General features: G+C 68.1%; 12 protein-coding genes. 7 read left to right on the forward strand and 5 right to left on the reverse strand.

Going from position 1 to position 12,806, the window contains the following annotated elements; translation table 11 throughout:
* Positions 1-10: 10 nt before the first annotated feature.
* The 3 genes from N5C88_RS05520 to N5C88_RS05530 all read right to left on the reverse strand — a co-directional run bounded on the left by N5C88_RS05520 (position 11) and on the right by N5C88_RS05530 (position 3,185).
* Positions 11-1,348, reverse strand: a complete 1,338-nt coding sequence (locus N5C88_RS05520) for an MFS transporter (protein ID WP_118933899.1) — start codon at positions 1,346-1,348, stop codon at positions 11-13.
* A gap of 44 nt (positions 1,349-1,392) precedes the next feature.
* Positions 1,393-2,178, reverse strand: coding sequence for an aldolase (locus tag N5C88_RS05525; protein WP_059378493.1), 786 nt, complete (start codon positions 2,176-2,178; stop codon positions 1,393-1,395).
* Positions 2,179-2,309: 131 nt separating this feature from the next.
* Positions 2,310-3,185 carry a LysR family transcriptional regulator gene (locus N5C88_RS05530; RefSeq protein ID WP_059378492.1) on the reverse strand — a complete coding sequence of 292 codons (876 nt, stop codon included), beginning with the start codon at positions 3,183-3,185 and terminating at the stop codon, positions 2,310-2,312.
* 148 nt (positions 3,186-3,333) lie between these two features.
* Between N5C88_RS05530 and N5C88_RS05535 the strand changes: the two genes are divergently transcribed.
* A complete protein-coding gene (locus N5C88_RS05535) occupies positions 3,334-3,777 on the forward strand; it encodes an NUDIX hydrolase (RefSeq protein WP_280014917.1) in 444 nt (147 codons plus the stop codon).
* Positions 3,778-3,781: 4 nt separating this feature from the next.
* On the opposite strand, the gene gcvA is transcribed toward N5C88_RS05535, so the two are convergent.
* A complete protein-coding gene (gene gcvA, locus N5C88_RS05540; RefSeq protein WP_251880675.1) occupies positions 3,782-4,678 on the reverse strand; it encodes a transcriptional regulator GcvA in 897 nt (298 codons plus the stop codon).
* 124 nt (positions 4,679-4,802) lie between these two features.
* On the opposite strand from gcvA, the gene N5C88_RS05545 reads away from it, so the two are divergent.
* The 4 genes from N5C88_RS05545 to N5C88_RS05560 all read left to right on the forward strand — a co-directional run bounded on the left by N5C88_RS05545 (position 4,803) and on the right by N5C88_RS05560 (position 9,821).
* Positions 4,803-6,227, forward strand: coding sequence for an amidase (locus tag N5C88_RS05545; protein WP_280014918.1), 1,425 nt, complete (start codon positions 4,803-4,805; stop codon positions 6,225-6,227).
* Positions 6,228-6,235: 8 nt separating this feature from the next.
* A complete protein-coding gene (locus N5C88_RS05550; protein WP_280014919.1) occupies positions 6,236-7,501 on the forward strand; it encodes an MFS transporter in 1,266 nt (421 codons plus the stop codon).
* Positions 7,502-7,530: 29 nt separating this feature from the next.
* Positions 7,531-8,340 (forward strand): aminoglycoside phosphotransferase family protein, encoded by an 810-nt coding sequence (locus tag N5C88_RS05555; RefSeq protein ID WP_280014920.1) that lies wholly within the window; start codon positions 7,531-7,533, stop codon positions 8,338-8,340.
* An 86-nt stretch (positions 8,341-8,426) separates the two neighbouring features.
* On the forward strand, positions 8,427-9,821 hold the full coding sequence (locus N5C88_RS05560) for a GntP family permease (protein ID WP_280014921.1): 1,395 nt from the start codon (positions 8,427-8,429) through the stop codon (positions 9,819-9,821).
* Here the strand turns inward: N5C88_RS05560 and N5C88_RS05565 are convergent.
* Complete coding sequence (locus tag N5C88_RS05565) at positions 9,800-10,711, reverse strand: LysR family transcriptional regulator (RefSeq protein ID WP_251880681.1); 912 nt, start codon at positions 10,709-10,711, stop codon at positions 9,800-9,802. The two genes, N5C88_RS05560 and N5C88_RS05565, sit on opposite strands and share 22 nt — an antisense overlap.
* A gap of 116 nt (positions 10,712-10,827) precedes the next feature.
* Between N5C88_RS05565 and N5C88_RS05570 the strand changes: the two genes are divergently transcribed.
* A complete protein-coding gene (locus N5C88_RS05570; protein WP_280014923.1) occupies positions 10,828-11,571 on the forward strand; it encodes an SDR family oxidoreductase in 744 nt (247 codons plus the stop codon).
* Between the two features lie 346 nt (positions 11,572-11,917).
* A complete protein-coding gene (locus N5C88_RS05575) occupies positions 11,918-12,802 on the forward strand; it encodes a crotonase/enoyl-CoA hydratase family protein (protein ID WP_054459094.1) in 885 nt (294 codons plus the stop codon).
* Positions 12,803-12,806: the final 4 nt, after the last annotated feature.

Genomic DNA, 12,806 nt, shown 5'->3' on the forward strand with positions numbered 1-12,806 from the left:
GCGTCCTCAATCATGGCGTTCTCAGGTTGGCGCGGGCAGGCACCCGCAGGGCCGCAACCGCAGGCGCCTCGCTGCGCATCAGCCAGGCGCTGAACAAGGCGATCACACCGAGAATGCTCAAGTACCACACCACGTACTGCGGATCGCCCCCGCCCTTGGCCAGCAGCCAGGTCGCCACGATGGGCGCCAGGCCGCCGCCGATGGCGCCGGACACCTGCACCGCCAGCGAAATGCCGGTGTAGCGCACCTCGGCCGGAAACTGGCTGGAGAACAAGGTGCCTTCGGGCCCGTAGAGGCAAGCGTAGACCAGGCCGACCGCCAGGCAAACCGCCAGGATGATCCACCCCGTGTCCCGCGTGCCCAGCAGATGGAAGAACACCGGCGCGCAGGCCAGGATGCCCAGGGTGCCAACCATGAATACCCACTTGTGGCCGATCTTGTCGCCCAGCATGCCGAACAGCGGCATGGTGAACAGCGCCACGGCCGCGCCCCAGATCGTGGCATCCAGCATCACCGAGCGCGCGATGCCCAGGGTGCCCGTGGCGTAGGCCAGCGAGAAGGTCACCACGGTGTAGAACCAGGTCACCTCCGCCAGCCTGGCGCCCACCACCACCAGCAGCGCGCGGCGATGGTGCTTCAGGACTTCCGCCACCGGCACCTCGACCTTGGCGCCCTTCTCCTTCATCTGCTCGAAGTCGGGCGACTCGGCCACCTTGACCCGGATGAACCAGCCCACCAGCAGCAACACCACGCTGGCCAGGAACGGCAGGCGCCAGCCCCAGGCCAGCATGTCGGCCTCGGGCAGGCTGGCGACCGCTCCCATCGCCAGCGACGACAGGATCAGGCCCGGCGCCACGCCGGCCTGCGGCAGGCTGCCGAAAAAGCCCTTCTTGCCGTCCGGCGCGTGCTCCACCGCCATCAGCACCGCCCCGCCCCACTCGCCGCCGACGGCGATGCCTTGCAGGAAGCGCATCAGCACCAGCAGCACTGCGGCCCAGTAGCCGATCTGCTCATACGAAGGGATCAACCCGATCAGGATGGTGGGCACGCCCATCAGCAACAGGGTGATGAGCAGCATGGATTTGCGGCCGATCTTGTCGCCGTAATGGCCGAAGATCACGCCGCCCAGCGGCCGCGCGAAAAAGCCCACGGAATAGGTGGCGAACGCCGCCAGCGTGCCCGTCAACGGGTCGAAGGACGGAAAGAAGATTTTGTTGAAGATCAGCGCGGCAGCGGTGCCGTAGAGAAAAAAGTCGTACCACTCGATGGTGGTGCCCATCATGCTGGCCAGTCCGGCCGTCACGTAATCGCGGCGCGAGCGCGCAGCCGCAGGCTTGGTCGTCATCATCATGACTCCCCGAAAAAAGTGCTGGAAGAATGGAGCTGCGCGTATCAGGCGGCGGGCAGCGGCAAGGGCGCAATGCCATGCGTCTGCCGAGCCCAGTAATTGAACGTCGCGTTGACGATCGAGGGCTTGAGCAGATAGTCGTGGGCTTCGCGCGCCAGCGCGTCATCGACCGGCGTCAGCGGACCGAAGGCCTGCGCGCGGATCTGCATGCGCGCCGCGCGCTCCAGGTAGACCGACAGGTAGGTCGCCTCTTCGCACGAAACGCCGGCCGTCAGGTAGCCGTGATGCGCCAGGATGATGGCGCGCTTTTTACCCAGCGCGCCGGAGATGATCACCCCTTCCTGGTCCGCGATCGGCACGCCCGGCCATTCCCCCAGGAAGGCGCAGTCGTCGTGCAGCGGCGTCATGTCCATCTGCGAGATCACCAGCGGCTGGCGCGCCGCGGCCAGCGCCGAGGCCCAGGGCGAATGCGTGTGGATGATGGACTGCACGTCGGGCCGCGCCTCGTACACCCACAGATGAAAACGCGTGGCCGGGTTGGCCATGCCTTCCCCCGTCAGCGTGTGCAGGTCGCGGTCGACTTCGATGAAATCGGCCGGCGTGGCTTCGTCAAAGCCCAGCCCGAAGCGCAAGGTCCAGTAGGCGCCCGGACGCTGCGAGCGCACGCTGATCTGGCCGGCCAGCCCGGCTTCCTGCTCGGTCATGGCCAGGATGCGACAGGCATAGGCCATGGTTTCCTGGATGCTGCGCGGCACAGCGCGCAGATGCTGCGCCATTTCCTGCGTGGCGCGGGAGTCGAAATAGGATTTCTCTCTTAATGCGGTGCTCATGTCTTCCCCTGTGTAATGCCCGCGTCATCGGCGCCACCGGACGCCGCGCGAGGTATGCACAGTATGGAAAGCCAGCCGCGATACAGCCATGCAGCCAGGGTCATAGCTGCTATTCGAGCCTGCCGGCTCCGCTACTGCAGCGCGATGCGGTGGGCGACGGCCAGCAGTTCGCTCACCAGCGGCAAAGGCTGGCGGTTGGCCAAGGTGATGGCGACCACGCGGCGCCGCAAGATGGGGCTCTGGACCCGGACCTTGCGCAGGCCGTATTCGGTCAGCAGCTTGTCGGGGATGCGGGACGGCAGGATACAGGCGCCCACGCCCGAGGACACCAGCTTGAGCATGGCGTCTATGGTTTCGGCCTCGGCCACGAACTCCGGCTCCAGCCCCGCGCTATGGATCATCTTGCGCAGCGCGTAGTGCGGTGGAAAGCCCACCAGCCGCAGGTCCATGCCGGCCAGGTCGACGTCGTCCGGCAGTTCCACGTCGCCGCGCACGATCAGGCACATGTCGTCGTCGAACAGCGTGGCCGACGCCAGGTTGTCCGAGGCGACCGCCGCGTCGTAGACAAAGCCCACGTCCGCCTTGCCGCTTTCCACCAGCGCCACCACCTCGGGCGAACTGCGGCCCATCACGGACAGGTTCACGTGTTCATGGCTGCTGACGAAACTGGCCACCACCTCGGCCATGAAGTAGTAACTGAGCGTATGCACGGTAGCCAGCCGGACTGTGCCCTGCGTCACGCCTTCGCGCTGGCGCACGGCCTCCAGCACCCGGTCGATGTTCTTGTACGCGGGCTGGATGCCGTCGAACAGCCGCGCGCCCGCCTCGGTCAGCTCGACTCCGCGGCCGGTGCGCACGAACAGCGGCTTGCCCACGTGGGCTTCCAACGCCGCCAGTTGCCGGCTCAGCCCGGACTGGGTCTGGTCCAGGTCTTCCGCCGCGCGCGATAGCGATTTGAGTTCCGCGATGCGCAAGAAATAGCGCAACTGCCGGTCCGGTGTATCCATGCTGCCCTCCCGCCCCCTTTTCGATGCGCTCATGCGGCGCGGCTGACAGTGTGCACCAGGGGCCGGTCCGGCACCACGGGGATTTGCGCTAAGCCCGGCTTGGCGTACCCTGGCATACCCGGCCCCCAGCTGCGCAAAGGAACCCCGCATGACCGCGCCCCCGCCCCAACGTCCCATCGCCGCCACCATCGCCGCCGTCGTGCGCGACGGCCGCGTGCTGCTGGTGCAACGCGCCAACCCGCCCGACCAGGGCCGCTGGGCCTTTCCCGGCGGCAAGATCGACGCGGGCGAAGGCGTGCTTGCCGCCGCCGCGCGTGAACTGCTGGAGGAAACCGGCGTGCGCGCGCTACCGCTGCAGGTGTTCGACGCGGTGGACGTCTACGACCGCGACGACGCGGGCGCGCTGCGCCGCCACTTCATCCTGATCGCGGTGCTGTGCCGCTGGCAATCCGGCGAACCGGTGGCGGGCGACGACGCCGCCGACGCCCGCTGGGTGCCGCTGGAAGCATTGGAAGATCATTCGCTCGCGACCAGCTTCGGCGTGGCCGAACTGGCGCGCAAGGCCGCGGCGCTGTCGTCCGCCGCGCCGTAGCGCTTCAGGCAGGCGCCCCCAGGCCGCTTTCCAGCAGCCAATCGCGAAACACCCGCGCCTTCTCCGGCATGGCGCCCCTGCCCGGCCACACAAGGTAGTAGCCGAACTCATCCAGCCAGGCGTCGCCGGCCAGCCGGACCAGACGTCCGGCCGCCACGTCGTCCTGCACCATCGCCACGGGCAGCAGGCCCGCCCCCTGGCCCGCGGCCACGGCCTGCAGCAACAGGCTGCCATCATCGAAAGCGGGGCCTCTAGGCATGCCCGCGTCCTCCACGCCCTGGGTCGCGAACCACAGTTGCCAGCCGTTGCGCGCTTCATCGTGCACACGCGGCCAGCGCAGCAAATCCCGCACACCGGCCGGCATGCCCAGCTTGGTTACCAAAGCAGCCGATGCCACCGGCACCACTTCCACGGTCAGCAGGTGTTCGCTTTGCAGTCCCGCATAGCGGCCCAGTCCGTGGCGGATGGCGATGTCCGCGCCGTCCCGGCCGAAAGCCGCCAACGCGTTGCTGGTGACGAGCTGCAGATCGATCTCCGGATGGCGGGCTTGGAACTCGTGCAGCCGGGGGATCAGCCAGGCCGACGCGAAGAACGCGGTGGTGCTGACGGTGAGCACGCGGCTTTCGGGCGGTTGGGCAACGCGGGCGGACGCGGCCAGGATCTGGCGGAAGGCGTTGCGCACCGGCGGCAGGAAACCGTGACCGGCGTCCGTCAGCTGGATGCCGCGGTTTACGCGCAGGAACAGGGCCACGCCCAGATGCTGCTCCAGCGACTTGATCATCTGGCTGACCGCCCCGGGCGTCACGCACAGTTCCTGCGCCGCGTCCTTCACCGACAGATGGCGGGCGGCAGCTTCGAAGGCGCGCAGCGCGTTGAGCGGAGGCAGTCGCGGAGTGGTCATGTTCGAAGAATTTAATGATTTAGTTTTTCTAATTCAAATCGAATAGAAATCATGGTTTGTACCCACGCCATACAGACATTAACTTGATCGGGTCTGTGACATGTACAAGATGGATAAAGAATAGATGAACTATACGGAAGACATCAAGGCCGCCGACCTGCACCACCTCGACCTGCTGGCGCTCGCCGCCCTGATCCGGTCGGGCGAGGTCTCGCCGGTGGAGATCACGCGCGCGCAACTACGGCGCATCGAAGCGCTGGACGGCGACCTGCGCAGTTATGCCCATGTAACCGCGGCCTCCGCGCTGCAGGAAGCGCAGGCCGCCGAAAACGAAATACGCCAGGGGCGCTACCGCGGCCCCCTGCATGGCGTCCCCCTCGCGCTGAAGGACCTGTTCCGGCGCAAGGGCGTGCCGACGGCTGCCGGCACCGCGATTCACCGCGGCGTGCCCGCCGACCATGACGCCACGGTAGCCCGCCGCCTGCGCGACGCGGGCGCCGTGCTGCTGGGGCAACTGCAAATGACCGAAGGCGCGTACTCCGACCATCACCCCGACGTCGCGCCGCCGCGCAATCCCTGGCACGCGGATTACTGGATCGGCATCTCATCCAGCGGATCGGCGGTGGCGACGGCCGCCGGCCTGTGCTTCGGCGCGACCGCCTCGGACACCGGCGGTTCCATCCGCTGGCCTTGCGCGGCCGCGGGGCTGACCGGCATCAAGCCGACCTGGGGCCGCGTCAGCCGCCACGGCGTGTTCGAACTGGCGGCCTCGCTGGATCACGCCGGCGTCATCGCGCGCAGCGCGGCCGACGCCGCGGCGCTGCTGGAAGCGATAGCCGGCCCCGATGCGAAGGATCCGACCGCGCTGCAAGCGCCCGTGCCGCGCTACACCCTGGAGGCCGCCGTTCCGGTCGCCGGCCTGCGGATCGGCGTGGATGTGAACTGGAACCACGGCAACGTCGATGCGCGGACTCAGCGCATGATGGAAACGGCAATGCGGGTCTTCGAACAGCTGGGCGCGGCCTTGGTGCCGCTGCAGTTCCCCATCGAGGACGCGGCGCAGGCCGTGCGCGACTGGGCGCCGCTCTGCGCGGTCGAGGCGGCGGTTGCGCACGCCGGCACCTATCCATCCCGCAAGGCGGAGTACGGACCGGTGCTGGCCGGCGTGATCGAAGCGGGAAGCGCGCTCTCCGGCCTCGAATACCAGCGCATCCTGTTGCGCCGCATGGCCACGCGAGGCAAGGTCGATGCCTTGCTCGGCCGGGTCGATGCGCTGCTGACGCCGGTGCAGCCCATGGCGCCGCTCACGCTCGAAGCCATCAGCGTCCTGGGTCTGCAGCCCGGACTGGTCGAAGCGCTGCAACGCTACACCTGCGTGTTCGACATGACGGGTCATCCCTGCCTGACGCTGCCCGCCGGGCAGTGCGAAGCCGGCATGCCCATGGGCATGCAACTGGTGGCGGCCCATCTGGACGAATCCGTGCTGTTCCGGCTGGGCGCCGCGTTCCAGGCGGCGACAAGCTGGCATCTGCGCCGGCCGGCGCTGTGAGGCCGACGATGAACCTGCATGCGCAACACGGCGCCAGCGCGATCTTCCAAGGCTGGCGGGTGGTGGCCGCGGCCTTCGCCATCACCTTGCTGGGCTTTGGCAGCGCCTATTCCTTCAGCGCCTTCGTCGACGCCTTGCAACGCGACTTCTCGGCCACGCGCGGCGCAGTGTCGCTGGTGTTCTCGCTGGCGGGGTTCCTCTACTTCGGTTTTGGCGTCGTCAGCGGTCCGCTGGCGGACCGCTACGGCTCGCGCCGCATGGCCTGGATAGGCATGCTGCTGGTGGCGCTGGGCCTGGCGCTTGCCAGCGCCGCGCAGAGCATGATGCAGATCTACCTGGCCTACGGCTTGGGCGTCGGGCTGGGCGTGGGCTGCGCCTACGTGCCGGTGGTAGGCGCGGTGCAGCGCTGGTTCCTGCGCCGGCGCGGGCTGGCCTCGGGGCTGGCGGTCAGCGGCATCGGCGTGGGCACGCTGCTGGTGCCGCCGCTCGCCTCTGCCTTGATCGACCTGTGGGGCTGGCGCGCCGCCTATCTGGCGCTGGCCGCCGCCGTGGCGGTGCTGGGCTGCGCCGCGGCGCGCTGGGTTGAAAATTCTCCGCAAGACCGGGGACTGCAGCCCGATGGCGACGCCGCGCGCCCCGTCCGCGCGGCTCCTGCATCCGCGCCTGCCGGCGTGCCGGTGCTCGCCGCCATCCGCAGCAGGGTCTTCCTGCTGCTGTACCTGGCAGCCATGGCCGGCGCCTTCGGCGTCTTCGTGCCCTTCGTGCATCTCATCCCCTATGCCCTGGATCACGGCATCGCGCCGGGACGGGCCGTGCTGCTGCTGGGCATGGTCGGCGTGGGCAGCACGGCGGGCCGGTTCCTGCTGGGTTCGCTGGCCGACCGGCTGGGCCGGCGCGCCTCGCTCGCCACGATGTATGGCGGCATGGCGGCGTCGCTGGCGCTATGGGGCACTTGCGGCCAGTTCTGGACGCTGGCGCTGTTCGCGCTGGTGTTCGGCGCGTTCTACGGCGGCTGGGTGGCCTTGATGCCGGCGGTGGTCATGGATTACTTCGGCGGCCGCCACGTCAGCGGCATCATCGGCGCGCTCTACACCAGCGTGGCGTTCGGCACGCTGATCGGCCCGGTGGCGGCGGGCCATGCGTACGACCTCAGCGGCTCCTATCTGCTGCCCATCGTCGCCAGCGCGGCAGGCAATGCGCTGGCGGCGGCAATTACGGCATTGCTGCCGCGGCAGCGCGCGACGCAGGCCATGCCGCGCCGGGTTCTACTATAGAGGTCCGTCCCAGCACTCCCTGCAAGCCCATGTTCGACACCTACCTTTCCCGCTGGCAACTGACCCCCGACGGCGCTCCCATCATCACGCGCGCCGCCCAATTGCTGCCCGTGCGCCATCGCGGCCAACCCGCCATGCTCAAGGTCTCGCACGAAGAAGACGAAAAGCAAGGCGGCGTGCTGATGCGCTGGTGGGACGGCCAGGGCGCCGCGCGCGTGCTGGTGCACGACGACGCAGCCATCCTGCTGGAGCGGGCCACCGGCACGCGCTCGCTGGCCGACTACGCCCGCAATGGGCGCGACGACGAGGCCACCCGCATCATCTGCGGCGTGCTGCAGGATCTGCACGCGCCGCGCGCCCGGCCGCTGCCCGCGCTGCGTCCGCTGGAAGAATGGTTCGAGGAACTGTGGCCCATGGCGCAGGCGCAAGGCGGCATCCTGGCGCACAGCGCGCGCCACGCCCGCGCCCTGCTCGACAGTCCGCGCGACCCGACAGTGCTGCACGGCGACGTGCACCACGACAACATCCTGGACTTCGGCGAGCGCGGCTGGCTGGTCATCGACCCCAAGCGCCTGCACGGCGAGCGCGCCTTCGACTACGCCAACATCTTCTGCAACCCGGACCTGGCGGATCCGATCCCGCCCGTCGCCATTGTGCCTGGACGCTTCGAGCGGCGGCTGGAACTTGTCGTGGCGCAATCCGGCCTGGAGCGCCGCCGGCTGCTGCAATGGATCCTGGCCTGGTGTGGCCTGTCCGCCGCCTGGTTCATGGGTGGAGGCGAGGACGCCGCGATCGACCTGGATATCGCCCGCCAGGCGCAGGCGCTGCTGGATCGCTGAATCCCGGCCGTTGCAAACAAGGTATCCGGTTTGATGCGGTAAGGTGTAGCCCCACACCCCTTATCTCTTCATTCCCGGAGTACCGAATGACCGGATTGTTCATCGTGGTGGCGGCGCTGGCGTTCCTGATGCTGGCGGCGTATCGAGGCTATAGCGTGATCCTGTGCGCGCCCATCGCGGCCATGGGCGCGGTGCTGCTGACCGACCCGTCGGCGCTGGCGCCCGTGTTCTCGGGCATCTTCATGGAGCGCATGGCGGGCTTCGCCAAGCTCTACTTCCCCGTGTTCTTGCTGGGCGCCGTGTTCGGCAAGCTGATCGAGCTGTCGGGCTTCTCGCGCGCCATCGTGCAGGCGGTGCTGCGCCTGATCGGCGCCGAACGCGCCATCATGGCCATCGTGCTGGTCTGCGCGGTGCTGACCTACGGCGGCGTGTCGCTGTTCGTGGTGGTGTTCGCGGTCTATCCGTTCGCGGCCGAGATGTTCCGCCAGGGCGGCATCCCGAAGCGGCTGATGCCGGGCGCGATCGCCCTGGGCGCGTTCACCTTCACCATGACCGCCCTGCCCGGCACGCCGCAGATCCAGAACATCATCCCCACCACCTTCTTCGAAACGACCACCTGGGCCGCGCCCTGGCTGGGCCTGATCGGCGCCTGCTTCACGCTGACCGCCGGCATCGCCTATCTGGAGTGGCGGCGCAAGCGCGCGGCGGCCGCCGGCGAGACCTACGGCACCGACCTGCGCAACGAACCGGTCACGCCGCCCAATGAACGCGAGCACCATCCGCTGGTCGCCCTGCTGCCGCTGGTGGTGGTGGGCGTCGTCAACTACCTGCTGACGCGCTGGATACCGGGCTGGTATCCGGCCGGCTCCGAAGTCGCGCTGCCCGGCCTGCCCAAGCCCATGCCCGTCAATGCCGAAGACCAGGTGGCGCTGTGGGCGGTGATGGGCGCGCTGATCGCAGGCATCGTCACCATCCTGCTGTTCTCGTTCCGCGGCATCAAGGCGCACTTCGCCGAAGGCAGCAAGAACGCAGTGTCGGGCGCGTTGCTGGCGTCGATGAACACGGCGGCGGAATACGGCTTTGGCGGCGTGATTGCCGCCCTGCCCGGCTTCCTGCTGGTGGCCGACGCGCTCAAGGCCATCCCCGACCCGCTGGTGGGCGAGGCGGTGGCCGTGACCTCGCTGGCCGGCATCACCGGTTCGGCCTCGGGCGGCATGAGCATCGCGCTGGCGGCCATGGCGCAGACCTTCGTCGACAGCGCCCACGCGGCGGGCATCCCCATGGAGGTGCTGCACCGCATCGCCGCCATGGCCAGCGGCGGCATGGACACGCTGCCGCACAACGGCGCGGTCATCACGCTGCTGGCGGTCACGGGCCTGACGCACCGCCAGTCCTACGGCGACATCTTCGCCATCACGTTGATATCGACCGCTTCGGTCTTCCTGGCGATCGCGGTGTACTACCTGACCGGCATCGTCTGAGCCAGGCCGGCGGCGATGACCTCTGCCAGCCATTGCGTGAAGACGCGCACCCGCGCCGACACCTGGCGGTTCTGCGGATACAGCACCGACACGGGCATGGGCGCGGGCGGCGCGCCGGGCAGCACGATCTTCAGCTCGCCCGCCGCCAGCTCGCGCTCGACGCGGTAGCGCGGCACCTGCACCAATCCCAGTCCGGCCAGCGCGGCGCTGGTGTAGAGCTCCGCGCCGGTCACGCTGACCACGGCCCTGGGGCGCACCTGCACGTTCTTGCCATCGACCGTGAAATCCAGCGGCAGGCTGCGCCCCGTGGCGCTGGACAGGTAGTCCACCGCCCGGTGGCCTTCCAGGTCTTCCAGCCGCCGCGGCTCGCCGTAGCGCGCCAGATAGGCGGGGCTGGCCACCGTGACTTGCGGCATCAGCGCGATCTGGCGTCCCACCAGCGAAGAATCCTGCAGCGTGCCGGTACGCAGCACGCAATCCACGCCTTCGCGCACCAGGTCCACCAGCCGGTCGTCCTCGCCCAGCTGCAGCACGATGTCCGGATAGCGTTCCAGGAAGGCCGGCAGTCCGGGCATGACGAAGAACCTGGCCAGCGTGCCCTGCGCGTTGACGCGCAGCAGGCCCTTGGGCGAGGTGTCCAGGAACGCGCCGTCGGCCTCTTCCAGATCCGCCAGGAGCCGCACGCAGCGCTGGTAGTGGGCCTCGCCGTCATGGGTCAGCCGCACCTGGCGCGTGGTGCGTTCAAGCAGCCGCGCCCCCAGGCGCGCTTCCATCCGCTTGACCAGGTTGGTGACCGTGGGGCGCGGAATCTGCAGGTCCTCGGCGGCCTTGGAAAAGCTGCGCCTTTCGGCGATGCGCACGAACACCAGCATTTCCTGGAACCGGTCCATCGTCACTCACCTATTATTAATGCATATGAAATTATGTTAGCGAATATAGAGTAATTATCTTTCTTCTGGAATAGTTCAAGATACGCCTCACCCCCCAATCCAACCGGAGATACGACATGAACACCCAGGCCACGCAACGCATCGCGCTCGTCACCGGCGGATCGCGCGGCATAGGCGCCGCCATCGTCCGCCGCCTGGCGCGCGACGGCCACGCCGTCGCCATCAACTACGCCTCCAGCGCCGCCGAGGCCGCAACCCTGGCCGATGACATCCGCGCGGCGGGCGGCCGCGCCCTGGCCGTGCGCGCCGACGTGTCGCGGTCGGACCAGGTACGCGCCATGTTCGACCACGTGGAAGCGGAGCTGGGGCGCATCGACGTGCTGGTCAACAGCGCCGGCATCCTGAAGATGGTGCCGCTGGCCGAAACCAGCGACGAGCTCTACGACCAGACCTTCGGCATCAACACCCGCGGCACCTTCAACACGCTGCGCGAAGCCGCCACGCGGCTGGCCGACGGCGGCAGCATCGTCAACGTGTCCAGCACCACCATCGCACTCAACCTGCCGAACTACTCCGTCTACATCGCCAGCAAGGCGGCGGTGGAAAGCCTCACCCAGGTGTTCGCCAAGGAATTGCGCGGCCGCCGCATCACCGTCAACGCGGTGGCGCCCGGCCCCGTCGCCACCGACCTCTTCCTCAACGGCAAGAGCCCCGAGCTGATCGAGCACTATGCCAAGATGCCGCCGCTGGAGCGCCTGGGCCAGCCCGATGACATCGCCAACGTGGTGTCGTTCCTGGCGGGCCCCGAGGCGGGCTGGGTCAACGGCCAGATCCTTCGCGCCAACGGCGGCGTCGCCTGACCTGGCGCATTCCAGCACCGCAAAACCCAAGCCCGCGCGCGGCCGCCCGGCCGCGCCATCCCTCATCCCTACGCATGAGCGCGCCGACTTCGGCGCACGCGCGGCGCATCGCCCCGATAGCCGCGAAATTGCGTGTACCCCTCATCCGTTTTACCCATGCCCCCATCGCCTGATGGGTTGAGCGGCTGCGTCCGCTCATCGCGTTTCTCCGTTGATCACTCGGGCCTTTGACTTACGGACAAGTCTGGCCAGCTGGACGAGTTTTGCATGAGACGAGAGCCGGAAGGTCTGTATTAGGCTGATCCCGTAGTACTCCGACTCACCTTGATCAATTGGACGAAAGTAAATGAATCAACTCATTCATCCGGATTGCCACCCCTTCACCGCCGCCGGCAACCTGAAGCAGCTCTCGGCGTTCTACGAGGAGGGACGTCGGGTCATGTGGATGATGCTGCGCGCTCAACCGCGTCCGTGCTTCAACCATGAACTGATCGACGAGATCATGACCCTGGCGCGCGCCGCCAAGGACTCTGGCCTGCCGATCGACTTCTGGGTCACCGGCTCGCTCGTTCCTCAGATCTACAACGTGGGCGGCGATCTGAATTTCTTCGCGGAAGCCATACGCACCGGCAAGCGCGAAGCGCTGCGGGCGTACGCCCGGGCTTGCGTGGATTGCGTGCATGCCGCCACCCGCGGCTTCGACACTGGCGCGATCTCGCTGGCGATGATCGAAGGCACCGCCCTGGGCGGCGGCTTCGAGGCCGCGTTGGCGCACCACTTCGTGCTGGCGCAGAACACCGCCCGCATGGGTTTTCCTGAAATGGCGTTCAACCTCTTCCCTGGCATGGGCGGCTACTCGCTGGTGGCGCGGCGCTCGGGCATGAAGCTGGCCGAAGAACTGATAGGCACGGGCGAATCCCACACCGCCGAATGGTTCCATGGCCGCGGCCTGGTCGACGTGCTGTTCGAGCCGGGCGACGCCTACAAGGCCACGCGCACCTTCATCGACGTGATGCGGCCCAAGCTCAACGGCATGCGCGCCATGCTGCGCGCGCGCCAGCGCGTGCTGAGCCTGTCGCGCTCGGAGCTGATGGACATTACCGAAGATTGGGTCGAAGCCGCGTTCTCGATCGACCCGAAGGACCGCGCCTACATGGAGCGCCTGGTGATGGCGCAGAACCGCCGCAGTTCTTCCAGCGCGGAGTCCGCGCTGGAAGCCACCATGCATTGATGCG

It is taken from the genome of Achromobacter sp. GD03932 (assembly GCF_029839485.1).
GTDB classification, from domain to species: domain Bacteria; phylum Pseudomonadota; class Gammaproteobacteria; order Burkholderiales; family Burkholderiaceae_B; genus Achromobacter; species Achromobacter bronchisepticus_A.